The sequence below is a fragment of the Streptococcus infantis genome (assembly GCF_047463655.1).
GTDB lineage: Bacteria > Bacillota > Bacilli > Lactobacillales > Streptococcaceae > Streptococcus > Streptococcus infantis_Z.
Genome location: NZ_JASHDM010000001.1, coordinates 323,307 through 348,440, shown reverse-complemented (window position 1 = coordinate 348,440; position 25,134 = coordinate 323,307). Strand labels below are relative to the sequence as shown.

Below are 25,134 nucleotides of genomic sequence, written 5' to 3'. Positions count from 1 at the left end.
ACTCCTCTCAAATTTTGAAACTATTGTATCAAAACTTGGAGGAGTTTCTCATTTTTCCCATATTTGGGAAAATTAATCTTTTACAAATTTATCATAATGTTCCTGATAGTAGGCTACCTGCTCTGGAAGACCTAGTAGGACAAAAATACGCATGGCCTCTTGCATTTGGCTACAGCCTTCTTCTTTTTGGCCCTTCTGATAAAGGGAAAAGCCTTTAAGAAAGTGGAAAACATTACGCTCATAGAGTTTGATGCTCTTACCTATGATCTTCACTATATACGCTTCAAAGTAGCTGGCATTTTCAAAAGCAAGATGTTCTAAACAATGCTGGTAACAATTAAGGGCTAAAATCAAGACCAGTTTTCGATGGCGTCCAATTTCTTTGTAGAAATCCTCCCTCTCCATCACTTCTCTACCAAGTCGAGCAACATAGTCCACATCATAAAAGCTATAGAGATTGCCAAAGAGGATCAACTCATACATGGTCCATTCATCTGTTTGGAAAAGATAATCTGCCACCTTATCCAGATCACCTTGCTTCATAGTGAAGCTAGCATCTCTTTGACAAATCAGACCTTGTAACAAAATCCAGTTCAGCTCAAAATAGAGGGGTTTTGTTGAACTCTTAGCCTTTTCAAGTTGTTCTTCTTGAAGTTTTTGAAAACCTTCAATATCATTTGAGTAGTAAAGTGGAATAATCTGAGCCATCAAGCCGACATGCTCATGATGTTGAAAATTTCTAGTCTTATCCATAAAATTCTCAATCGTCACGTGAATATTATCTAATATTTCAAAGAAACGAGATGCAGCCAGATCCGACTCCCCCAATTCAAAGCGTGATAATTGGGAGGTCGAACAGGCCTCTCCTGCAGCTTCTTTTAGAGAGTAATTTTTACTGATTCGAAATTCACGAAAAACTTTTCCAAGATTTTCCATCTTACACCTGCTCCGATAATTCTTCCCACTCTAGCATTGCTTCTTCTTGACGCTGGCTAATTTTATCCAGTTCTGCTTGTAATTGCATGAGTTCATCTGCATCATTGGTGGTATGCATTTGTTCAGAGATAGCTTGGGCTTGAGTTTCCAGTTCTTCGATTTCTGTCTCAAGACTTTCAATTTGTCTCATTAACTTACGAAGTTCTTTTTGACTTTCCTTTTGAGCTTGGTAGTCATTAACTGGAGAAACCTCATTTTCTTGGCTAACAGCTGCCGCTTCTTCCGCTTGGCTAGCTGCTAGCTCTGCTTTTTTATCAACATAATAGTCATAATCACCTAGATAAAGGGTTGACCCGTTCTCAGATAATTCCAACACATGAGTGGCCACACGATTGATAAAGTAACGGTCGTGGCTGACGAATAGAAGAGTTCCATCGAAGTCAATCAAGGCATTTTCTAGCACTTCCTTGCTATCAATATCCAAGTGGTTGGTCGGCTCGTCAAGGATCAGAAAGTTGTTGTTTTCCATAGACAATTTAGCCAAAAGCAAACGAGCTTTCTCTCCACCTGAAAGCATGCCAACTGATTTTTTAACATCATCACCTGAGAATAGGAAGGCACCTAGACGATTACGAATTTCTAGTTCAGGAGTCAGCTTGAAATCATTCCAGAGTTCGTCTAAGACTGTATTGCTCGGTGTCAGTTTACTCTGAGTCTGGTCATAGTAACCAACCTCAACATTAGCACCAAAGCGCTTCTCACCCTTGATAAAGGGAATCTGGTCCACAATGGATTTTATAAAGGTTGATTTTCCAATACCGTTAGGACCAACTATAGCAATGGCATTCATCTTACGAAGATCAAGGTTGATTGGCTCTGATAAGATTTCACCATCATAGCCAATAGCAGCATTTTCAACTGTCAAAACGACATTACCAGATACCCTATCAGAATGGAAGGTCATATTAGCTGACTTTTTCCCAGCTTCAGGCTTGTCCAAACGCTCCATTTTTTCTAATTGTTTGCGTCGAGATTGGGCTCGTTTGGTTGTCGATGCTCGAACAAGATTTCGGTTAACAAAGTCTTCTAAGGCAGCAATTTCCTTCTGCTGCTTTTCGTAGTTTTTGGCTTCAGTTGCGAGCTTCTGTTCCTTCTGCTCCACAAAACTTGAGTAGTTTCCTACATATCTATCTAAAGAATGTTTGGTTAAGTCGAGTGTTATGGTCGCAACCTTATCGAGGAAATAACGGTCATGGCTGACGATAATCAAGGCACCACTGTAGTTGACCAAATAGTTTTCTAACCAGGCAATAGTTTCAATATCTAGGTGGTTAGTCGGCTCGTCCAAGACCAAGAGATTAGGCTTTTCAAGAAGCATTTTGGCTAGCGCTAGACGGGTATTTTGACCACCGGAAAGCTCAGCGATTCGCATCTGCCACATAGATTCGTCAAACTTGAAACCATTTAAGATAGAGCGAATATCGGCTTCATAGGTAAATCCTCCAACCTGACGGAAATTTTCTGATAGGCGATCATAGTCAGACATAAGTTTGTCTAATTCTGCACCAGTCTTTTCCCCCATTTCCAACTCCATCTGTCGAAGTTGTCTTTCAGTACGACGCAAGTCATCAAATACATGTAGCATTTCATCGTAAATAGTGTTTTCAGACTCAAAGCGACTATCCTGTGCGAGATAAGAGAGGGAAATATCTTTTTTCTTATTGATTTCACCAGTGGTTGGCTCCTCTTCTCCAACCAATATCTTGAGTAATGTAGACTTTCCTGCACCATTTTTTCCAACGAGGGCAATTCGGTCTCTTTCATCCACTTGTAGGTTTATATTATCAAAAAGAACCTCTCCTGCAAAAGAACGTTCAATTTTATTAGCTTGTAAAATAATCATACAAGTAGTATAGCATGTTTCCCTAAGGCATTCAAGACTCGATAAACAGGCATATGTCACTACTTTTCTGAAAATTATGCTACCGTTTTACTAAAACGCTAAAAAGTGCTATAATGTGAACGGTTAGAACAATTTATAAAAAGGAGAATTTTAATGTCTTACCAAGAGAATTACCAGAAATGGGTTGATTTTGCGGAGCTTCCAGACTACCTTCGTCAAGATTTGGAAAATATGGACGAAAAAACTAAGGAAGATGCCTTCTATACAAATCTTGAATTTGGTACTGCAGGTATGCGTGGCTTGATTGGCGCTGGTACAAATCGCATCAACATCTATGTTGTTCGTCAAGCTACTGAGGGATTGGCTCGTTTGATTGAGTCAAAAGGTGGAAACGAAAAAGAACGCGGTGTAGCAATTGCCTACGATAGCCGTCACTTCTCACCTGAGTTTGCCTTTGAATCTGCGGCAGTTCTTGCTAAACACGGCATCAAATCTTACGTATTTGAAAGCCTTCGTCCAACTCCAGAACTTTCATTTGCCGTTCGTCACCTCAACTGTTTCGCAGGTATCATGATCACAGCTAGCCATAACCCTGCTCCATTTAACGGTTACAAGGTTTACGGTGAAGACGGTGGACAAATGCCTCCACACGACGCGGACGCTTTGACTACTTATATCCGTGCAATCGAAAATCCATTTGCAGTTGAGGTTGCTGATGTGGAAGCTGAAAAAGCTTCTGGCTTGATTGAAGTTATCGGCGAAGCTGTCGATGTAGAATACCTCAAAGAAGTCAAAGACGTAAACATCAACCCAGCCTTGATTGAAGAATTTGGTAAAGACATGAAGATTGTCTACACACCACTTCATGGTACTGGTGAAATGTTGGCTCGTCGTGCTCTTGCCCAAGCAGGATTTGACTCTGTTCAAGTCGTAGAAGCTCAAGCAACTCCAGACCCAGACTTCTCAACTGTTAAATCTCCAAACCCAGAAAGTCAAGCAGCCTTTGCTCTTGCAGAAGAACTTGGTCGCCAAGTTGGTGCAGATGTTCTTGTGGCAACTGACCCAGACGCTGACCGTGTTGGTGTTGAAGTTCTTCAAAAAGATGGTAGCTACCTTAACCTTTCAGGGAACCAAATCGGTGCCATCATGGCAAAATACATCTTGGAAGCCCACAAAAACGCTAGAACTCTTCCTGAAAATGCAGCCCTATGTAAATCTATCGTATCAACTGACTTGGTAACGAAGATTGCTGAAAGCTACGGCGCAACTATGTTCAACGTCTTGACTGGTTTCAAATTTATCGCTGAAAAAATCCAAGAATTCGAAGAAAAACACAATCACACATACATGATGGGATTTGAAGAAAGCTTCGGTTACTTGATTAAACCATTCGTACGTGATAAAGACGCTATCCAAGCCGTTCTTGTCGTTGCTGAACTTGCTGCCTACTACCGTTCACGTGGTTTGACACTTGCAGATGGTATCGAAGAAATCTACAAAGAGTACGGCTACTATGCTGAAAAGACAATCTCTGTTACCCTCTCTGGTGTTGACGGTGCTGAACAAATCAAAGCAATTATGGCTAAATTCCGCAACAATGCACCAAAAGAATGGAATGCAACAACTATCACTGTCGTTGAAGACTTTAAAGCACAAACATCTACTGCCGCTGATGGAACAGTTACAGCTTTAACTACTCCTCCAAGTGATGTATTGAAATACACACTTGCTGATGGATCATGGATTGCAGTTCGCCCTTCAGGTACTGAACCAAAAATCAAGTTCTACATTGCAGTTGTTGGTGAAAGCAACGAAGATTCACAAGCTAAGATTGCTAACATCGAAGCTGAAATCAATGCCTTTGTAAAATAAAAAACTATTTAAAGGTCGGGAAAAATCCTGACCTTTATTTTTGCTAGTAAAGATGAAATGATATCTGACTGAAATTTTTATCTCATTTAACTGGAACGCTCAATCCTTACAGCACAAGGATTAGTAAATCGACACTTGGTCTACTGGTTTCTGTCCAACAATCTAATTTCGTATCAAATCTAAGCAATTTTAGAAACTTTATGGCATACTAGACATATCAATGAAAGCGAGGTAATCTCATGGAACAATTTTTAGAAAACATCAAAGATCTTGAAGTTACAACTGTAGCGCGTGCTCAAGAAGCACTTGACAAGCAAGAAACTGCAACTTTCTTTATCGGACGCAAAACTTGTCCTTACTGCCGTAAATTTGCTGGTACATTGGCTGGTGTAGTAGCTGAAACCAAAGCGCACATCTACTTCATCAATAGCGAAGAACCAAGTCAACTTGAAGCTTTACAAGACTTCCGCTCACGCTATGAAATCCCTACTGTACCAGGATTCGTCCATGTTGCAAATGGACAAATCAATGTCCGTTGCGACTCTTCAATGTCAGCTCAAGAAATCAAAGAATTTGCTAGCTTGTAAAATAGTCTATAAAAAAGAAGGCCTATGCCTTCTTTTTTATATATCAGTCAATGGTGTTGCGGTATCTGGTGAAGTATCGTAAACTTGAAAGTCTACTCCAACTCCCAGATCTGCTTGAGCTAACTGATTGACCATGGTCATGTGGGCCAGTTCCTTGATATTATTTTCCTTAGACAAATGGCCTAGGTAAATCTTCTTAGTACGATTACCTAGTGTGCGAATCATGGCGTCTGCTCCATCTTCATTTGAGAGATGTCCAAGATCAGATAGGATGCGTTGTTTGAGTCGCCATGCGTAAGATCCTGCTCGCAGAATTTCCACATCATGATTTGACTCGATCAGATAGCCATCTGCATTCTCGACAATGCCAGCCATCCGGTCACTAACATAGCCCGTATCCGTCAGCATGACAAAGCTCTTATCATCCTTCATAAAGCGATAAAACTGGGGCGCGACTGCATCATGACTCACACCGAAACTCTCAATATCGATGTCACCAAAGGTTTTGGTTTTCCCCATCTCGAAAATATGCTTTTGAGATGAGTCAACCTTACCAAGATACTTACTGTTTTCCATAGCCTGCCAGGTTTTCTCATTGGCATAAAGATCCATTCCGTACTTACGAGCCAGAACGCCCACGCCGTGGATATGGTCTGAATGCTCATGCGTAATCAAGATAGCATCCAAATCCTCTGGTTTACGATTGATTTCACTCAAAAGGCTTGTAATTTTTTTGCCAGATAGTCCCGCATCTACTAAAATTTTCTTTTTTGGTGTTTCCAAGTAAAATGAATTTCCACTGGAACCCGATGCTAAAATACTGTATTTAAAACCGATATCACTCATTCTAGTCTTCTAGTTCATCCTCCCAAATCTCTTCTTTCACGGCATCCTTATCGTATGGAAGTACGATAGTAAAGGTAGATCCCTTGCCATATTCACTCTTGGCCCAGATAAATCCCTTATGTTGCTTGATGATTTCCTTGGCGATAGCCAATCCTAGTCCTGTTCCTCCTTGAGCACGACTTCTAGCCTTATCAACCCTATAAAAACGGTCAAAAATCTTTGGTAAATCTTCTTTAGGAATCCCAAGTCCTTGATCTGAAATAGATAAAATCATCTGATCATCTGTAGTTTTCATGTTAACAGTGATTTTTCCACCATCTGGTGAATACTTGATAGCGTTATTCAGGATATTGTCAATCACCTGGGTCATCTTATCTGTATCAATCTCAATCCAAACAGAAGTAATCGGATAATCTCTCACCAACTCGTACTTCTTCTCCTCATCTTGACTTTTCATTTTATCAAAACGATTAAGGATAAAGGTGATAAAGGCCGTAAAGTTTATCAACTCAACATCTAAGTGACTAGTTGCGTTGTCAATCCGTGATAGATGCAAGAGGTCCGTCACCATCCGCATCATACGGTTGGTTTCATCAAGAGAAACTCTGATAAAATCTGGAGCAACTGGCTCTGAAAGCGCACCTTCATCTAAAGCCTCAAGATAGGATTTTACACTGGTCAAAGGTGTACGCAACTCATGACTAACGTTCGAAACGAAAAGCCTTCTCTCTCGTTCTTCCTTCTCTTGTTCAGTCGTATCATGTAGAACTGCTACTAAACCAGAGATGAAGCCAGACTCTCTACGAATCAAGGCAAAACGAACGCGCAAACTGATATACTCGCCATTAAGATTCTGCGAATAAATCATCAGCTCAGGGCTCTGAGTAATAAGTTCTCTCAGCTCATACTCTTCTTCAATCTTGAGTAACTCTAAGATATTTTGATTAAGAGCATCATCCCTTTCAACTCCAAGTTGTCTCTTGGCCATATCATTGATCATGATGATTTGCCCACGACGGTTGGTTGCAAGCACTCCGTCTGTCATGTAGGACAGGATACTATGCAACCTTTTACTCTCTTGTTCCAGATTTTCTTGAGTCAGACGAATGACTTCAGACAAATCATTAAGATTGTTAGTGATATTAGTTATCTCTGAGCTTCCCTGCATATCCAAAACCTGAGAATAATCACCATCAATCAAATCTTTTATTTTCTGATTAATCTGCCTCAAACGAATATTATCACGACGACTCTCAAGCAAGAGAAAAGACACTAACAGAATAAAGCCAATTAAGATGAGGATAAAGATAAAGTCGCTCGTCAAAATTGTTTGTCTAATTACTTCAATCATTATTTCTCATATAATATCCTACACCACGACGAGTTAGGATGTATTCAGGTCTGCTTGGTGTGTCTTCAATCTTCTCGCGCAAACGTCTAATAGTTACATCAACTGTACGGACATCTCCGAAATAGTCATATCCCCAAACGGTTTCAAGAAGATGTTCTCGGGTAATAACTTGTCCAAGATGAGAAGCTAAATGATGCAAGAGTTCGAATTCACGGTGAGTTAGGTCTAACTCTTCACCATATTTCTTAGCCACGTAGGCATCTGGTAAAATCTCCAAATCGCCAATCTGCAGACTTTGTAATTTTGTTTCAGGTTCTTGGCTATCAACTGAGACAAGATCTGTACGACGGAGAAGAGCTTTAACACGGGCCTGTAGTTCACGATTTGAAAATGGCTTGGTCACATAGTCATCCGCCCCAAGTTCAAGCCCAATAACCTTATCAAACTCGCTGTCTTTAGCTGAAAGCATGATAATAGGAACACTACTTGTCTTACGAATAGTTTTTGCAACCTCAAGTCCATCAATCTCAGGAAGCATCAAATCCAAGATAATAATATCTGGTTGCTCAGCTTCAAAGTGTTCAAGAGCTTCACGACCATTAAAAGCAGTTACAACTTCATAACCTTCCTTGGTCATATTAAATTTTATAATATCTGAGATGGGTTTTTCATCATCTACAATTAGTATTTTTTTCATTTAGTCACCTTTTTCCTTATCTCATTATACCAAAAAAAAGTAAAGAAGACACGCATGACCGATGCTAGCAGCTTCTTTTCAAGTAGGCTTGCCAGATCTTTTGCTGAGGTTTGGCTAGGGGATAATTGCTAAATTCTTCTGGACTTAACCAAAGGACTTCTCTATCTGCATATTCCTGTGTCTCAGCAACTCGGCCTGCAATTATCTGGATATGCCATTTACGATGGCTGAAAATGTGCTTGACCTCTTCAAATCGTAGATCTTGCCAATCAACTTCAAGATCATAGTCCTGTTCAAAACTTTCCTGTGGAGATGGTCCAAGCTGTAAAATTGGCTCCGCTACTTGACTAAAAAGATCCAAGTCCTGAGTCTGGTCTGAGAATTCATCAACTTCAATCAAGGGAAAATGCCAAAATCCAGCCAAGAGATTTTCACTCTCATTCTTTTCTAATAAAAACTGACCCTGACTATTTTGTACTACAAGAGCCTTTAGATAAATAGGGATTGGCTTTTTCTTGGGAGCCTTGATAGGATAGCGATCCATGGTCCCATGTTGGTAAGCAGCACTGAACTCCTTAACAGGACTCTCTTCTGGTCTTGGATTAACAGGAGCCTCAATATTTGAACCTAAATCCATCAAAGCCTGATTGAAATCACCTGGACGATTAGGATCTATCAGAACTTCCATCATCGCTTGAAATATTTTTCGATTGCTAGGATTTCCAATATCATGATTGACTTCAAATAAACGTGCCAAAACGCGCATGACATTGCCATCTACTGCAGGCTGCGGAAGGTTAAAGGCAATACTAGAAATTGCACCAGCTGTATAAGGACCTATCCCTTTCAAGCTTGAAATACCTTCATAAGTAGACGGGAACTTGCCTTCAAATTCGCTCATAATCTGTTGAGCGGCTGTTTGCATATTGCGGACACGAGAATAATAACCAAGTCCTTCCCAGGCTTTTAATAAGCGCTCCTCAGGAGCATTTGCTAAGCTTTCTACGGTCGGAAACCAGTCCAAAAAACGTTCATAATAGGGAATGACGGTATCAACTCGAGTCTGCTGCAACATAATTTCAGATACCCAAATATGGTAAGGATTCTTGCTTCGTCTCCAAGGTAAATCCCGCTTGTTTTTGTCATACCAGGCTAATAATTTTTGACGGAAAGAGAGAATCTTGTCCTCTTCCCACATGGTCACACCATATTTCTCCAAATCTAACATATTTCTAGTATAGCATATCCTTTTAGGATACTCAAAAAATCAAGATAGACATTCAATAAAACAAAGACTATAAGACTAAAAGGAAGAAAAAGGAAATCTAAAGATTATCTTGTTTAAAATTTGAATAAACACATAGTTTAAAAAAGTTTATCAGAGTCTAGGATGTCTGGAAACAAAAGTAGAAAAGATTTATTCTATTCATAATACTCCAATTTTTATATAGCTACTTGTCAGTTTTAATTTAAAAATGTTGATTTAAGTTAAATATAGTGGATTGAAATAAGGTATGAATAGAGAGGTTAGGAAAGTCAAACTAATTTCTAGAAATATTTTTAGCAGTTGTAGCGTACTGCTCTAGATTCAATCTACCATAATTTCTAAAAATGTTTTAGAATTCGTAGCGTACTATTCTAAGTTCATTTTACTATCATTTCTAACAATGTTTTAGAATTCGAAATGAACTATTCTTTATTCAGCCTGCTATAATAGTTATGATGATTCCCCAAACTTAAGCTAAAATACAAATCATAACCACCCGTCAAACGGGTGGTTTGCACCAGGGCTAAAAGCCCAAATTACCAGCCAGCGCCTAAAGACGCTGGCTTTCACGTTGTTCAAGCCTCATTGCTCTTGACTCGTCACTTGCCTCTTAAAGAGGCGTGAGTATTACTTACCACTATCCCTAAAGGGATCCTCATATTCTTTTACACTCAATTTATCTAGTGCTATATCATGCTTTTCCTGCTCTTGAATATATTTCTTAATTGTGGCTTCATTAAGCCCTACTGTACTCACATAATAACCTTCCGCCCAGAAATGCCGATTCCCAAACTTATACTTGAGGTTGGCGTGTTTATCAAACATCATGAGTGCACTTTTGCCTTTTAAATACCCCATGAAACTTGAAATACTTATCCTAGGTGGAATACTCACCAACATATGTACATGATCAGGCATTAAATGACCTTCGATAATCTCAACACCTTTATAACTACATAATCGGTGGAATATTTCTCCCAAACTACTTCGATATTGATTATAGATGACTTTTCGTCTATACTTAGGGGTGAACACAATGTGATAGAACACATCCACTTTGTGTGTGATAAACTATGAGACTTTTGTGCCATGGTTTTCTCCTTTTGCTTTACAATTGGCTTGAACACCTTTATTGTATCGCGCTTGGAGTTTTTTTGGTATAACCTTCGACGCGCACCCGCATAGCGGGTGGTTTATTTGTCTCGCACCTAACGGAGCGAGACGGACTGAAAGTCACATAATAAAAAAAGAGTTTGAGAAAATCCCAAACTCTACTATTTTTTGATTTTATTTTCTAGCTATCTTTTCATCTTCTTCTAGTTGTTGAACTAATTGATCAACGCTATCAAATTTTACCATATCACGGATACGGTCCAACCAGGAAACGATGACAGTTTCCCCATAGATATCGTCAGAAAAATCAAAGATATGAACTTCAAAACGCTCTTCTTCGCCATCAAAGGTTTCATTTTTACCTAGACTCGCCATACCACGATAGACTTTTCTTTGAATTTCAACGTCAACGGCATAAACACCATCAGCTGGCATATATGTCCGATCCAAGTTGACTAGATTAGCTGTCGGGAAGCCAATAGTTCGACCTCGAGCATTTCCGTGAACCACTACACCTCTCGTTGGTAAAGGAAATCCCAAAAGTTTGCCTGCCTCTTTTACATCTCCTTCTAGAATGGCTTGGCGAATGCGCGTTGAACTAATTTTCCCCTTTTCGTCCTCAACTGGTGGAACAACAACCACTTCGCCATGGAAAAGTTTTTTTAAATCCTCAGCTGTTTTTCTATCTGAACCAAGAGTATAGTCAAAACCAACTACAATCGTATCTGCCTTTGCTTCCTTAACGTAGGTATCAATGAATTCTTTTGCAGTCATATTTGCTACTCGACTAGTGAAATCCATCAAATACAAGCTCTCAACTCCAGCTCTCTTCAATCTACGTTCACGTTCACTAGCATTCAAAATATGCAATAAATGTTCAGGTGAGTATTGATTAAGAGTTAGCTTTGGTGATTCGTTAAAAGTTACTAGAGCTACTCCCTGGCGCTTTTCAGCGGCAATGTTAGAAGCTATATCAAATAATTTTTGATGGCCGAGGTGAACTCCATCAAAATAGCCTAGTACAAGGACGTTTGGTCCTGGTGTTGCAATATCTTTTTCTGTTTTAATAGGTACTGTAATAATCATAGTATTTATTATACCAAAAAAATGGCGCTTTCAAAACAATTTAGACTGAATTCAGTACATAAAACTTAGAGCAAACTTTCTCTGACTTCTTTTCGCAACATTTCTAGACTTTCGATCCCGTACTTATCCATGACTTTTGGTAGATTTTCGATAATATCTGGACAAGCATAGGGATTGGTAAAGTTGGCTGTTCCGACACCGATTGCTGAGGCACCAGCCAGATACATTTCTAAGGCTGCTTGAGCTGAATCCACTCCTCCCATACCAATGATTGGAAGCTTAGTTGTTTGAGCTACTTGACGGATTAGTTTTAGAGCTACAGGAAATACAGCAGGTCCAGACATACCACCTGTCCCATTAGCGATAATCGGCTTTCTGGTTTTAAGGTCAAAACGCATCCCAACAAGGGTATTGATCATTGTGAGACCACTAGCTCCAGCATCTTCTACTGCTTTTGAAATAGTCACGATATCCGTCACACTAGGGGTTAATTTGACGTAAACGGGCACATCTGATGCTTCTACGGCAGCCTTCACCACATCATAGGCCAACTCAGGGTCCTGTCCAATTAAAAGTCCATGATTTCCATGATCGACGTTAGGACAAGAGATATTGAGCTCAATAGCTTTCACGTTAGTTGCCTTGGAAATACCATGAGAAACGGCTGCGTACTCTTGTTTTGAAAATCCAGCGACATTGGCGATGATAGGGAGATTTGGATATTCTCTTTGAAGCCAAGGTAACTTTTCAGACAGAACGACATCTAAACCAGGATTTTGTAGACCAATAGCATTAAGCATACCTGCAGGGGTTTCTGCTACTCGAGGAGTAGGATTACCAAAACGCGGCTCATGTGTAGTTGCCTTAATCATGATAGAGCCTAAAATGTCTAAATCATAGTATTTGGCATATTCTTGACCAAAGCCAAAACAACCTGAAGCAGGAATGATAGGATTCTTTAATTCTAAGCCTGGTAGAGAAACTTGTAATCGATTTGCAGTCATGACACTCTCCTTATAAAACTACTGTGCCTGTTTTAAATACAGGGCCATCTTCACACACACGTTGACTAATTGTTTCACTTTCAGGTACTTTCAAGACACAAGCGTAGCAAGCCCCCATACCACAGGCCATACGGGATTCAAGAGATAGATATGCTCTTGGATGGTTGTAAAAGGTTTGATTGATGTATTTCATCATACCAGGTGCCCCACATGAGTATATGGCATCAAATTCTGTGTCAAATTCATCAATCACTACTGATACATTTCCTTTGATCCCATAAGAGCCATCATCAGTCGTTACAAAGACTTGACCGAATTCGGCTAATTCATCTTCCAAAATAACTGCATCTTTGGTCGCAAATCCTAGAACCGTTGTAACATCTACACCACGCTCATGCAGTTGCTTAGCTACTTCAAGTAAAGGAGGCACACCAATTCCGCCACCAACTAAGAGAACACGACTATGCTGCTCTAAATCAGATAAATCAAAACCATTTCCTTGAGGTCCCATAACATCTAAGCTATCACCTGTTTTTAAGGTTGAAAAAATTGCCGTACCAGAACCTTCGATACGATAAATAAGATGGCATTGTTTATTAGCCTTATCTATAGATGAGATTGAAATCGGACGCCGCAAGAGATGAGCATCATCAGGAACTCGTAAATGAAGAAATTGTCCTGCTTTCATAGCTTCAACCATTTCTCCTTGAAGTACTAGTTCAAAGATCGCTGGTGCGATTTCCTGTTGAGACACTACTTTCATGGTTTCCAAGCGAATAGCACCCATGCGTTTTTTACAATTTGGATTCATACCATTTCCTCCTTAAATTTTAAGGGGTTCAGAAAAAGAAAAACCTTGCAATCGCAAGGTTTCAGTAAGATACTTACAGAAAAGAATCAAATAAACTGTGTTTATTCGAAGTTTGTGTAATCTATTTTCTATCTGACACCTTGTGAGCCTCTCTGGGCTTCCCTTAAAGGTTAAACTTTTACTAGTATACTGTAACAAATGCGAAAAGTCAAGTAAAAATTGGTAAGGTATCAGTGATTAAAAGTTACTTACTTTTGTGAGGATAGAATCTGCTCCAATTTTTGATAATCTTTGACACTATCGATTTCGTAGATAGTGTTTTCTTCCAATTCCTCTACGTAAACATCCAGTTCTTTGATATTATCTTTAACCATGTTGTCCCAGTAGAGATCTACAAATTCGCCGCTTGCATAAGCTTTGTCGATAAACCCAACGATTTTCTCCGCTGTTGGAGCATCCCAGAATGACACACCACTCAGGATGCGACCATTCTTACTATCAACGATGATATCTTGAACTTTATAATCTTCTCCATAAACTAGGAACCATTCATTGTCACAGTCTTCACGATAAACGCTGAAGTATGTTGAACGCTCGATGTCATTGCGGAACATATTCTTGAAAAGATAGTTATCCGCATCGATAACGTAACTGTTAGCCAACTCTTCTTTTACCAAGTAAAGAGAGTAAAAGTTATTGTAATCAGCATACTTTTCATTGAAGACCAAACGAACGCCGTACTTTTCTTTAAGATAGTCGAACTGTTCTTTCAAATAACCAACTACGATGATGATATCATCGATTCCACGCTCTTTTAAAAATTCAATTTGATATTCAACCAAAGGTTTTTGGTTAACTTGAACCAAGGCTTTGGGAGTATTTTCTGTCATGGGTCTCAAACGAGTACCCAAACCAGCTGCTAAGATGATCGCTTTCACGCGCTTTCTCCTTTATTCTTTAATAATAATGTAAACACCAGCCATTACGATAAGTGAAGTAATGATTGTTAAGGCAGTCAGAGGTGTTCCCAAGAAAATTGCTGCAAACAAAACAGTCCATACTACATAACTGACATTTAGACCAGTTGCCTTTGCTGGTTGCAATCGATTGATAGCCATATAGTAGGCAAGGTAAGAAATCATATCAAACGCCGCAAAGACAATCAATAGACCAAACAATTGGCCATTTGCCACTTCTGCAAATGAATGATGTGTAAAGAGTACAATGACTAAATAAGACAAGAAGGATGTGACTTGTCGAATCAAGAGGGCTTCAATTTCACTGAGATCACTTTCCATAGCAAAAGAGCTAAGAACACTTTCGCTTCCCCAAGCTAGGGCACAAATCAAGGCACATAAAATTCCGATATAGAAAGAATTCACTTGCTCTGCTTTATAGGTCTGAGCAATAATCCCAGCAATGATCAGAAGAATACCAAAAATTGTATTTTTGGAAATCTTGTGCTTCAAGAAGAAGAAGGCAAGCAAGACTGAAACAGCAGGATAAATCGCCGAAACAGACGATGCTAGAGAGCTTCCAATATACTTAACCGCATAAAGATTTGCCTGCATACCAATCGGACCAGCTAAGAGCGCTCCGATAATAACACTAACATTTCGAATATTCAAGAAGATTGAAAAACGTACTTTTCCTTCCTTAACTAGAAGAAAACCTAGTAAGATAAAAATACTGAGGAAGTCGTGTGCTGCTGCTACTACAAAGGGTGATAAATCGGTAAATATTGAAAAGATGTAGGCACTAACTGTAAGTCCTAATCCCCAAAACATCCCTGAAAGCAGACCAAAGGAAGCTCCGTTTTTAGTCTTCATCAGAACCTCCCATAGAATCCAACTCTTTCACAGCTCTATTATAACGAGAGATTCCATAATCTCCGAAATCTGCACCATTTTCTTCTTTGTAGATAGTCCAGAGACTCCAAATAATGTCCTGCAAGATTTTGTAAATACGAATTTTTTCCCGAGAAACTGGTGTCAGGTCACTTTCATAATGACTTAAGAAGTTCTCTTCTTCGTCTGAAGTAAACTCAGATTCCAAGAAAAGAGCTGCCAAATCCCACATAGGATCATTCATAGATGAATATTCCCAATCAATCAGATAAAGGTGACCATCTGGTCCTTCTATGAAATTTTCAGGAACCAAATCAATGTGACATGATTTCTTATTGATACCAATTTCTTCAAGTTGGTCTTTCAGAGAAAATACTAACTTTCTGACAGTTTCATAGTTCGGATAGGAAATCTCCCCTTGAATCAAGGTTTCATATTTTTTGATTTCCTCAAAAGGAGCAAACTCCCCTTTTAATTCCTTACCCGAAGCATGAACCGTTTGTAAAATAGGCGCAATCTTTTCAAACTTAGTCTTGATAGTAGTGGAATTAAGAGTATTCGCAGATTTAATGTACTGATTAACCTTGATACCTGCATCAATATCGAAAAGATAATTTTCTACATCAAGTTTTAAATCTTTTAACAAGTTCAGATTAAATTTCTCATTCTGGCGGTTGATCAATTTATCTGTGCCTTTTCCGAAAAACTTAACGATATACTGATTTGAGGTTGTCTTAACCAAATAGTTTTGATTAGTCATTCCTCCTAGTTGTTCAACACTTAAAATATCTTCATCAGTTGATAGTAAAGATGTCAGTTTTTCCTTAATAATCTTTTCCACAATCATCCTCCATTAGACTTCCCACTTAAAGACTGTCTTAAAGGCAGTATTTAGGTCAGTTGCAAAAACTCGGTGAATATCCTTAATTTCTCGTACTGGTTCTTCTAAATAAATGATATTTTTCAAACGATTGGCAAATCTCTTAATCTCCATCATTTGGATAGCTTTTTCGAAGTCAACACGTCCTGAACGCGAAGAACCTACTAGTAACAAACCTTTTTCCAAGGAATCTCGGGTATTGATGTTGACCTTGTACTCACTAACTCCCATCATCAGAATGGTTCCCTGTGGTTTGATGTAACGGATGAGATCATTAATAGCAGGTCCGCATCCATCACCACCACAACATTCGAAACCATGATCAAAACTAAGATCTTCTGGGATGCTATCCGTAATGTAAAGCTCCTTAGCAAAAGAGAAGAGTTCTAATTTCTCCCAATGACGACCAATAACAATAATCTCAGCTTCAGGCAAGGTATAGTTGATAATATTAGCCATTACAAAAGCTAAACTACCATCGCCAATAACTGCAATACGCTGACGTCTGCTGTGAGAAACTGTCAAGAAACGATTCATGGCGTGCATACCCACACTGACAAACTCAGTAATGGCAGCTACTGTATCTTCGATGTCCTCGTAAGCTACCACACGATCCTTAGGTAGAGAAACAAATTCTCGCATAAAGCCATCATAACCACTAGACAAGAAATAAGTTCCTGTCATATAGTTTTCATAAAATTCCTCATCACTCTGCATAGGTGGTTGATTGGGAATCATGACAACCTTTTGACCAACCTTGTAAGTCCCTGTGGGATCAGAAATAACAGTTCCACAAGACTCGTGAATCATAGCCATTGGAAGCTTTTTAGATAATATTTTGGGATCACGTTTTCCTTGATAGTAACGTTGATCCGCATGACAAACCGCCATAAAGTTTGGTCGAATAAGGATATGACTCTCTTGATCAATCTCTTCTTCTTGATATTTAATATTGATAAACTTTGGTTTTGTCAGTTGATAAATTTGATTAATCATGTTTTTAGTCTTTCTCAATCATGCTTTTAGCAATCTTCAAGTCTGTAACTGTTGTGATTTTTAGATTTGAGTATTCACCTTTTGCCAAGGCAACATCTTTACCCTTAATGACAAAGATTTTACATGCATCAGTTAAAATTTCTTTTTCTTCTGCTGATAAAGAACCATACAAGTCAATAAAGTCTTTACAACGGAAGGTTTGGGGAGTCTGTCCTTGGTATAGATGAGCGCGATTTGGAATATCTGTGATGAACTGACCATTTGTACTTTCAACGATGGTATCAACCGCTTCAACCACGGTATCAACAGCATCATGATTTTTAGCGAGTTCAATATTGTCTTGAATCATTCGAAGAGTGATGAAAGGACGAACGGAATCATGCGTCACCACAATATCATCTGCGGTCAGTGGACGGTAAGCATCAATAGCTTCAATAATTTTTTCAATACTAGAATTACGATCCGCACCACCTTTTGTGATGATTATACGGTCCTTGTGGAGTGGTAGAAATTTTTCAACTAAATCTTCTGCGTGTGTAACCCAGTCACCATGAACTCCAACTACAATCTTTTCAATACTTGGTTCCAAAACAAATTTTTCAATAGTATGAATCAAGATTGGGCGATCTCCCAACTCAAGAAATTGTTTAGGTAAATTACTAATCCCCATGCGCGTGCCGGTTCCACCTGCTAAAATTCCAGCGTAGATCATTTTAATACTCCTTTAGTCTGTTCTTAAAAAAACTCATCCTTTACTATTATATCACAACCTAGCCCTTTCTCGAAATAAATACTAGATTTCTCTAGTCAGAAAGAGCCAAGGCATACCTTTAGGGAAAGTAACTTGAATGATAAAAAAATCTCAACTCTATTTTCAACAAATATAGAGTTCTTCAGAATAGTATAGAAAACTTAAATAAACCTTAAACTAAATAAAAAGTTGAGATTGTAGCTAGAGATAATTCCAAGCTAACAATTCTCAACTCTATTCAATAGTTATTCATTTATTTTTCTTCTTGCTCGCCGATGCCCTTAACGGCTTTCTTAAACTCGGCAAGCATTTTTCCTACTGACTCGCCTAACTCTGGTAAGCGTTTTGGTCCAAAAATCAATAGTGCTCCAAGAACAATGACTATCAAGCCTGGTGCACCAATATCACGTAAGATTCCCATTTTTTTCTCCTTTCCTTTTTCTCTTAATTATCCATTTACTAATAGCGATACTAACCTCATACAAAAGGATTAGAGGAACAGTCATCGCTAAATCGCTAATAAAATCAGCAGGTGTCAATATAACAGCCAATACCAATAAAATGAAGTAAGCATAACGTCTATAAGCAACGAGTAGTCCAGGCCCAATCAAATCAATTGAGGTTAAAAAAGCAATGATAACTGGCAATTCAAAGATAAATGCTAGTGGTACAGTAGTTTGAAAGACAAAAGCTAGATAATTTTGTGCCGTTAACTGCGTTTCAAATAAGTTTTCACCTAGTCCCAGTAAGACCTGAAGTATAGCTGGTGTGACAAAATAAAAGCCAAAGGCTAATCCTAAGATAAAACAAAGGAAAGTTGCAGGGATATAAGCAAAAATCGCTCCTGCTTCTTCAGTTTTAAGTGCTGGTCGAACAAAACTCCAGACTTGATAGACCGTAAAAGGTAAGGTAAGGCTAAAGGCCATTAAACTTGCTAAACGGAGATAAATCCATAAAATATCATTCGGCCCTAAGACAATCAACTTCTGACTAAATCCTTGTGTGATAAATTGATAAACCTGATCGGCAAATAATAGTGAAAGGCAGAATACTAGAAAGAAGCAAACAACTACTGCTAGCAATCTCTTTCTAAATTCTACCAAATGTTCAATAATTGTCAATTCCTTTTGATCCATCACTTTTCACCCTGTCTAATGGTAATTAGAAAAACTATGAGGATAAAGAGAATCTGACCTGCTAACCCTTCCCAACTAGGGTAAATTCCCAATATATCAATACTTGGTATTCCTGAGATCAGATGGTTTGGAATCATATTTGTCAACTGTAAGGCATGGATACTGACTCCCGTCATCTTAAAGGCTAAGGCATAAATCATCCAAGTCAGGATAAAGAAAACCTTATGAGGCAGGAAAAATTGACTGGCCTTGTTCATCACAAAGGCAATCACGACTAAAACTGAGAGGGCCAGAGAAATTCCAAGGACAAAATCAAAACTAGAAATCCTTGGCAGAATCCCCACATAGAATAAAATCGTCTCAGCACCTTCTCGGAATACAGCTAGAAAACTCAGAGCAAACATAGAAAGGAAAGAACCTGTTTTCGTGACAGTTTGCATCTGCGATTCCATAAAAGCATTCCATTTTTTTACAGAAGATTTGCTATGAAGCCAAATACCTATTAAAATCATCATGATAACCGCAAAAATCCCGACTGCACCTTCGATGATTTCACGGTTAGTTCCTGAGGTAACTGCTGGAAAGGCAATCTGTAGGATATAGGCAATTAAAAGACTAGCCACTATACCCGCAAATGCACCACCATAGACCCACTTGAGGCCCTTTCTCATCTTACCAGCTTTCAAAGTTGTCACAAGCGCCATGACAATCAAGAGTGCTTCTACACCTTCTCGGAGCAAGATGAGCATGGCGTCAAATACATTATAGGAAGCGCTAGTATCAATTTGAGATAGCTCTGCAATCAAGCTAGAAAGCTTTTCTTGATATTCACTTTCCTTTCCCTTAACCATGATGACAGGACTTTCACTTTCAACCTTGGTATAAAGCGAAGGATTGGTTGTACTTACAGAACCCTCGATGGTGGGCCAAATAGTAATAAACTCCTTCATCGTCGCAGCTGCATCACTATCTTGACCAGCTTGAAATTGGGTCAAAACCTTCTTTAAAAGATCTATCCCATCCTTCAGTGTCAGGTTGGATGATGTCGCCGCAACATCTTTTCCTTCAACAAAGTTAGAAATGGCTTTTTTCAAATCATCAAACGATGCCTGAATAGTATCAAAGTTCGTTGGTTCAGTCTCAATGCTACTACGCAAGAAGGAAATTGCTGTTTCTACTTGCCCATAATGAGCTGTACTATGGTCGCGAACCACTGCTTCATTGATGGTCCAGGTTGAATTCATTTTTTTATAGGCTTCTCTTACTGCTTCCAGATCTTGAGAAGCGATTGCCTTGTCTAAGGCTTCAAAACGAGGTTCTAATCGTGAAACAAGTTTCTCTTTTTCTGCATCAAGGTCGACTGGATTTTGCTCTTTCTCGAATGTCAAAAGGGCTAAAGAAATCTGAGTTAGCTGGTCTTCGGTAATATCACCAGTTAAGGCTAACTTTTCTTGAACTTTACGTCCAGCTTCAGAGTCAGAATTCTCAACTTTCTCGAAATCTTTGGTCATTTCATCGATTAGTTTTCTAGCCTGATCTTGTTTGCCTTCTTTGACAGCTTTAGTTGCATCAGTTATTTTCACAAAGTAGGAACTCAAATTTTCCTTAGCTCCTACCGGAAAAATCAACAGAAAGAAACAAGCACATAGGAGGATAATACTTTTAGGATTCCAATAATTTCTGCCCAATGTAACCTCCCTTCTCTACTCCACCAAAGCAGGCAAAAAGACCACTGCCTATATGGGTAACGTACTCATTCATTTTATCCGTAGCACCTAGATTGGTCTGCACCTTAACAAAGTTATCTGGATCCTTTTGGAAGGAGATAAAGAGCAAACCAGTGTCAAACTGACCAGTCTTTTCATCTATGCCATCAGAATAAGAATAAGAGCGACGCAGGAGAGGTTTGTCCACTTCTTTTGCTAAGCGAACATGAGAATCATCAGGAAGAAGACTCAAGTCCACCTCATCAAATTCATTCTTCTTACCAAAAGGAGCTCCACTTTCCTTATAGCGCCCAAAGGTATTTTCTTGCTCCTCCAGATTGGTTCGATCCCAAGTATCAAGGAACATCTGGATGCGACGAACTGCCATATAGGAACCATTTTCCATCCAATCCTTACTATCTGCCCACACAACCTGATCAAATTCTTTCTCAGTGGTAACATTAGCAGTCCCGTCTTTAAAACCAAAGAGATTCCGAGGAGTTTCCATACGATTGCCGATAGCTGCAAAACCTGATTGACTCCAACGAAGAGTAACTGCATTTCTTCCTTTTCGGATAAGGTTGCGAACGGCATGAAAGGCAACTTGCTCGTCATCTGCACATGCTTGAATGACAATATCTCCTCCCGTGTACTTTTCTCGTAATTGTTCCTTTGGAAATGGAGGTAAATCTCTAAAAAGTTTTGGACGTTTATTCTCTAGTTTCATTTTTTCTAGGAAACTAGCCGAAATTCCAAAAGTCAGGGTCAAACGATGAGGATTAAGCCCAACTGTTTCTCCAGTATCACTCGGAGGCAAGAGGCTATTGTTACCATCTTTTTTAACCAATTCTCCCTCTACAAGTTTGGCACTATAATCCGTCCAATCCTTAAATAACTGGATGATTTTCTCTTTGTCAGTTGTATGCAAATCTAAAACCACAAAATAAATGTTTTTCTGCATGACAGTTGTAATGCCAGCTTGGTGCTTGCCATAGAAGGCTATTTTTTCATCCCCGTACGAGATTTTCTCCTGACCATCAAGCTTAGGTGCGAAAAAAGCAGAAGCACCAGAGAGCCCAAGTGCGAGACCGGCACCTCCGATACCTGCTTTTTTTAGAAATTCTCGACGGTCCATTTTTTGTTCAAAAAATTTTTCGCCTTTGTTTGTCATATTACTTATTCTCCACCAAGAAATTTACCCATTTGTGATAATGGTTCACCAAGTTTTGTGACTGCTTCAGACAATTCCTTGGTATCCTCTTTCGTTAAGTCTGTATAGAGCTTATAGTGTTCCTTGTCCGTCATGTGTTTGTCTAACAAACTATTGACAGATTTGAAATCTTCTTCTAACTCTTTAACCAGAGCTGCATCTGATTTTTCAAGCAAGGGTTTAAATAGCTGGAAAATCTTCTCAGCACCTTGGATATTGGCACGGAAATCATACAAATCTGTATGAGAATAAATCTCCTCTTCACCAGTAATCTTACTTGTCGCTACTTCATTAAGAAGGTCAACAGCGCCAGTTAGCATAATCTTGTAATCAACATCTACAGTCGCAATCTTAGCCTTTAATTCCTTGATGTCATTTACCAGTTGGTCACCATAAGACTCAGTTCCTTTGGTTGTGTTTTCCTCCCAAAGAATGCGCTCGATACGGTGGAAACCAGACCAACCTTCTTCAGTCTTGTTTTCATCTAAGTAGTCTGCTAATCGAAAATCAATCTTCACATCAGATTCTCCGAAGCTCTCTGCAATCGGCTCTGAACGTTCATAGGACATACGGATTAAAGGGTATGCCTTCTTAGCTTCTTCTAGCTTACCATCCTTCAAAAGTTTAACAAAACCTTCTGTATCTGTTAAAAGTTTATCAATCTGTTCTTCTACAAAGGTTTTGTAGTCACTAGTTGCCTTATCCAATAATTTTTGGTTATCTTCTGATAATTTTGTAACCTGAGAGGAATTACTTGTCGAGGTCTGTTTTTCAGTCTGTGCCGCACAAGCCGTTAATAATAAAGCCGAAGATAAAAGGATAAAACCAAGTTTTTTCATATAACGCTCCTATTAAATCATGGAAATCCCATTTTTAAAATTTATTATATCATAGTTTTTCTAATTATTTAATAAATTGTCAGAAAATTTAATGTTCGCTCCTTTAAAATTAGAATAGACTTTTCTAGTTAAAATTGTTAAAATAATAGGGAAAATAAAAGAAAAGGAAGCTATATACCACCATGATGAATATGCAAAACATGATGCGTCAAGCTCAAAAACTTCAAAAACAAATGGAGCAAAGTCAAGCTGAACTTGCTGCTACAGAATTTGTTGGAACTTCTGCCCAAAACCTTGTAACTGCCACACTAACAGGAGACAAGAAAGTTACAAAAATTGATTTCAATCCAGCGGTTGTTGACCCAGAAGATATTGAAACTCTTTCAGATATGACTGTTCAAGCAGTCAATGCTGCTCTTGAACAAATTGATGAAGCAACTAAAAAGAAACTAGGTGCTTTTGCTGGTAAATTACCATTCTAATAGCATAAAAAGAGGCCGATGTTCAATTCAGCCTCTTTTGTCTTACCTAGAAAGTAAATATTTCTGCTGCTTTCTTGAGAAGCAAGTCCGTATATTCAGGATCTTCCTGAGCGGTTTCAAGCTCTTCTTTAATTCTTTCTAGATCATCTGTTATCATACCATCAACTCCCAAACGTAGGGACTTATCAAAGGATTCCGAACTATTGATTGTCCATACATAGAGTTTTTGTTTTGTATTCCAAAGCTTGGTTACAAAATATTCATCTAAGGTAGAATATTCCATGGTATAACCTGTAGCATTCGTTCTTGGAAAAACGGAATTGTAGGGCAGAATGAAATAGACCGGAATTTCCTTATCATACTGAGTTACTTTTTCAATAACATGATAATCCAAAGATTGCATCTGATGCCCATAGACTTTGATCTTTGCCCCATATTGATCTAGAAAATGATCCATCATTTGAGCACTATCTTTTCGACTCGTTTTAATTTCGATCAGCAATTTCTGATGAAGGTCATTGGCACGATTTATATAATCATCAAAGCTGGATATTTTAGTCTGATAACCATTTTCATAAATATCTAATTGCTTCAACTCATCTAAAGTTAAGTCTTGCGGTGTTACATTTAATCCCGCTAAACTTTTTAGGTTAGCATCATGCATCATGACAAACTGACCATCCTTTGTTTCTTGCACATCCATCTCAACTAAATCTGGTTTTAACTGAGCTGTTTTCTCTAAAGATTCAACTGTATTTTGGACACCATTCCCATTGGAAACTCCTCTGTGAGAGATGACAAGTGGAGGATTGACTACGGGTGCTTCGAGATAAATATAGCCTTCAATCGCAAAGAAGATACTTGCGCACCCCATTACACCCCATCTCATAATATGGTTCTTTTTCCGTCTTGGCATAATATCCAACTCCTCTCCAGTTAAAAAGGAGGTAAACTTAACCAAGAAGTAGGTTAAAGACATATAGTGGATATTTTTAATCAAAATATAGTTTGAAATAGCTAGAATCAAGGATTCTCTGTGTGTGAGACCATCTGCTAAAGACTGGATCATCAATAGAGGAATTAAGGGTAAGTAAAAGAAAAGATTTGTTTTGACAACAATGAGAAAGAGATGCCAAGCATAAAACCAGAATTGATTTCTAGTTTTTTCAAGACTATAGAGCACAGCTTCCTTGACTGTCATCTTATCATAAAAGATTTTTGGAAGAACAAATACCAACTTAACAGAAACGTAGAAGAAGAGGATTGACAAGATGATAATACCTAGCCACCACATCCAGTATTTATCTTCCATGTAGGTCTGAATAAACTCTGGGATTACGATTTTATTAAAATAATAAATCTTTAAGATCTTCCTGATAAAAGGAAAAATCATAGCAATATAAACGAAGATAAACAAGGCCTTGGAAAGAGTCAGACGTTTCATGAAGGCTATACTTTCACGAAAGACCTTGCGACTATACTCAATCAAGGTTCGTTTCTCATGATAGAGAAGGTGTCGAGCCCCAATGAAGAGGAGACTAAGTTGAAAATAGGCTACTAAAAGGTTAATGGCTATTAAGATTAAAAAACCAAGGCTGACTAAAGGCGCATGTTTTAAAATTTCAAAAACATTATTATAGGAAATAAACAAATAGCCCGTCTGACTGAGTAAAAAGCCTGCTATCAATGAGTTCAGTGGCAACCAAATATAGTCTACCAGCATGAAGATTAGAAAAAATAGAAATAGGATTTTATCCAGATTTAAGTAAATCTTTTTAAAACCCAATTTTTTAGGTTTTTCAGGTTTCATAAAA

General features: G+C 38.6%; 23 protein-coding genes and 1 pseudogene. 3 read left to right on the top strand and 21 right to left on the bottom strand.

The features are described from left to right. Positions 1–72: 72 nt before the first annotated feature. Positions 73–936 (bottom strand): XRE/MutR family transcriptional regulator, encoded by an 864-nt coding sequence (locus QM877_RS01690; RefSeq protein ID WP_049548314.1) that lies wholly within the window; start codon positions 934–936, stop codon positions 73–75. A 1-nt stretch (position 937) separates the two neighbouring features. Next, positions 938–2,839 (bottom strand): ABC-F family ATP-binding cassette domain-containing protein, encoded by a 1,902-nt coding sequence (locus QM877_RS01685; RefSeq protein ID WP_414310865.1) that lies wholly within the window; start codon positions 2,837–2,839, stop codon positions 938–940. Between the two features lie 153 nt (positions 2,840–2,992). Here QM877_RS01685 and QM877_RS01680 point away from each other — a divergent pair, with 153 nt between their 5' ends. Then, on the top strand, positions 2,993–4,711 hold the full coding sequence (locus tag QM877_RS01680; protein ID WP_414310864.1) for a phospho-sugar mutase: 1,719 nt from the start codon (positions 2,993–2,995) through the stop codon (positions 4,709–4,711). 239 nt (positions 4,712–4,950) lie between these two features. Beyond that, entirely contained in the window at positions 4,951–5,298 is a 348-nt protein-coding gene (locus QM877_RS01675; RefSeq protein ID WP_414317370.1) for a thioredoxin, read from the top strand. A gap of 36 nt (positions 5,299–5,334) precedes the next feature. Here the strand turns inward: QM877_RS01675 and QM877_RS01670 are convergent, their stop codons facing one another. The 18 genes and pseudogenes from QM877_RS01670 to efeO all read right to left on the bottom strand — a co-directional run bounded on the left by QM877_RS01670 (position 5,335) and on the right by efeO (position 22,838). Then, positions 5,335–6,144 carry an MBL fold metallo-hydrolase gene (locus tag QM877_RS01670; protein ID WP_001279898.1) on the bottom strand — a complete coding sequence of 270 codons (810 nt, stop codon included), beginning with the start codon at positions 6,142–6,144 and terminating at the stop codon, positions 5,335–5,337. A 1-nt stretch (position 6,145) separates the two neighbouring features. Further along, positions 6,146–7,495 carry a cell wall metabolism sensor histidine kinase VicK gene (gene vicK, locus QM877_RS01665; RefSeq protein WP_414317369.1) on the bottom strand — a complete coding sequence of 450 codons (1,350 nt, stop codon included), beginning with the start codon at positions 7,493–7,495 and terminating at the stop codon, positions 6,146–6,148. Beyond that, entirely contained in the window at positions 7,488–8,192 is a 705-nt protein-coding gene (yycF, locus tag QM877_RS01660; RefSeq protein ID WP_414317368.1) for a response regulator YycF, read from the bottom strand. The genes vicK and yycF overlap by 8 nt, the downstream gene beginning before the upstream one ends. A gap of 64 nt (positions 8,193–8,256) precedes the next feature. Continuing rightward, the gene (gene mutY, locus QM877_RS01655; RefSeq protein WP_414317367.1) at positions 8,257–9,420 is read right to left on the bottom strand and encodes an A/G-specific adenine glycosylase; all 1,164 of its coding nucleotides are present in this window, start codon (positions 9,418–9,420) and stop codon (positions 8,257–8,259) included. A gap of 666 nt (positions 9,421–10,086) precedes the next feature. Continuing rightward, a pseudogene (tnpA, locus tag QM877_RS01650) lies at positions 10,087–10,550 on the bottom strand (IS200/IS605 family transposase). Between the two features lie 196 nt (positions 10,551–10,746). Then, a complete protein-coding gene (locus QM877_RS01645; protein WP_414317366.1) occupies positions 10,747–11,658 on the bottom strand; it encodes a bifunctional riboflavin kinase/FAD synthetase in 912 nt (303 codons plus the stop codon). A gap of 65 nt (positions 11,659–11,723) precedes the next feature. Then, positions 11,724–12,662, bottom strand: a complete 939-nt coding sequence (locus tag QM877_RS01640) for a dihydroorotate dehydrogenase (protein WP_414317365.1) — start codon at positions 12,660–12,662, stop codon at positions 11,724–11,726. A 10-nt stretch (positions 12,663–12,672) separates the two neighbouring features. After that, positions 12,673–13,473 carry a dihydroorotate dehydrogenase electron transfer subunit gene (locus tag QM877_RS01635; RefSeq protein ID WP_414317364.1) on the bottom strand — a complete coding sequence of 267 codons (801 nt, stop codon included), beginning with the start codon at positions 13,471–13,473 and terminating at the stop codon, positions 12,673–12,675. Between the two features lie 248 nt (positions 13,474–13,721). Continuing rightward, positions 13,722–14,411 (bottom strand): sugar phosphate nucleotidyltransferase, encoded by a 690-nt coding sequence (locus QM877_RS01630; protein ID WP_414317363.1) that lies wholly within the window; start codon positions 14,409–14,411, stop codon positions 13,722–13,724. Between the two features lie 12 nt (positions 14,412–14,423). Next, a complete protein-coding gene (locus QM877_RS01625; RefSeq protein ID WP_414317362.1) occupies positions 14,424–15,302 on the bottom strand; it encodes a DMT family transporter in 879 nt (292 codons plus the stop codon). After that, positions 15,292–16,161 carry a choline/ethanolamine kinase family protein gene (locus QM877_RS01620; protein WP_414317361.1) on the bottom strand — a complete coding sequence of 290 codons (870 nt, stop codon included), beginning with the start codon at positions 16,159–16,161 and terminating at the stop codon, positions 15,292–15,294. Before QM877_RS01620 ends, QM877_RS01625 begins: the two co-directional genes overlap by 11 nt. A 12-nt stretch (positions 16,162–16,173) precedes the next feature. Next, positions 16,174–17,196, bottom strand: a complete 1,023-nt coding sequence (locus tag QM877_RS01615) for a ribitol-5-phosphate dehydrogenase (protein ID WP_414317360.1) — start codon at positions 17,194–17,196, stop codon at positions 16,174–16,176. 4 nt (positions 17,197–17,200) lie between these two features. Beyond that, positions 17,201–17,908 carry a 2-C-methyl-D-erythritol 4-phosphate cytidylyltransferase gene (locus QM877_RS01610; protein ID WP_223140913.1) on the bottom strand — a complete coding sequence of 236 codons (708 nt, stop codon included), beginning with the start codon at positions 17,906–17,908 and terminating at the stop codon, positions 17,201–17,203. 292 nt (positions 17,909–18,200) lie between these two features. Then, positions 18,201–18,368, bottom strand: a complete 168-nt coding sequence (locus QM877_RS01605; protein WP_000512114.1) for a twin-arginine translocase TatA/TatE family subunit — start codon at positions 18,366–18,368, stop codon at positions 18,201–18,203. Continuing rightward, positions 18,352–19,083: a twin-arginine translocase subunit TatC gene (gene tatC / locus QM877_RS01600; protein ID WP_414317359.1), complete on the bottom strand. Its 732-nt coding sequence runs from the start codon at positions 19,081–19,083 to the stop codon at positions 18,352–18,354. Before tatC ends, QM877_RS01605 begins: the two co-directional genes overlap by 17 nt. After that, positions 19,083–20,771 carry an FTR1 family iron permease gene (locus tag QM877_RS01595; protein ID WP_248034313.1) on the bottom strand — a complete coding sequence of 563 codons (1,689 nt, stop codon included), beginning with the start codon at positions 20,769–20,771 and terminating at the stop codon, positions 19,083–19,085. The genes tatC and QM877_RS01595 overlap by 1 nt, the downstream gene beginning before the upstream one ends. Continuing rightward, positions 20,746–21,960 (bottom strand): iron uptake transporter deferrochelatase/peroxidase subunit, encoded by a 1,215-nt coding sequence (gene efeB / locus QM877_RS01590; RefSeq protein WP_248034314.1) that lies wholly within the window; start codon positions 21,958–21,960, stop codon positions 20,746–20,748. Before efeB ends, QM877_RS01595 begins: the two co-directional genes overlap by 26 nt. A gap of 5 nt (positions 21,961–21,965) precedes the next feature. Beyond that, positions 21,966–22,838: an iron uptake system protein EfeO gene (gene efeO / locus QM877_RS01585; protein ID WP_248034315.1), complete on the bottom strand. Its 873-nt coding sequence runs from the start codon at positions 22,836–22,838 to the stop codon at positions 21,966–21,968. 182 nt (positions 22,839–23,020) lie between these two features. Here efeO and QM877_RS01580 point away from each other — a divergent pair, with 182 nt between their 5' ends. Next, positions 23,021–23,320 (top strand): YbaB/EbfC family nucleoid-associated protein, encoded by a 300-nt coding sequence (locus QM877_RS01580; RefSeq protein WP_000981533.1) that lies wholly within the window; start codon positions 23,021–23,023, stop codon positions 23,318–23,320. A 46-nt stretch (positions 23,321–23,366) separates the two neighbouring features. Here QM877_RS01580 and QM877_RS01575 read toward each other — a convergent pair whose 3' ends face one another. Further along, positions 23,367–25,130: a glycerophosphoryl diester phosphodiesterase membrane domain-containing protein gene (locus QM877_RS01575; RefSeq protein WP_414317358.1), complete on the bottom strand. Its 1,764-nt coding sequence runs from the start codon at positions 25,128–25,130 to the stop codon at positions 23,367–23,369. Positions 25,131–25,134 lie beyond the last annotated feature (4 nt).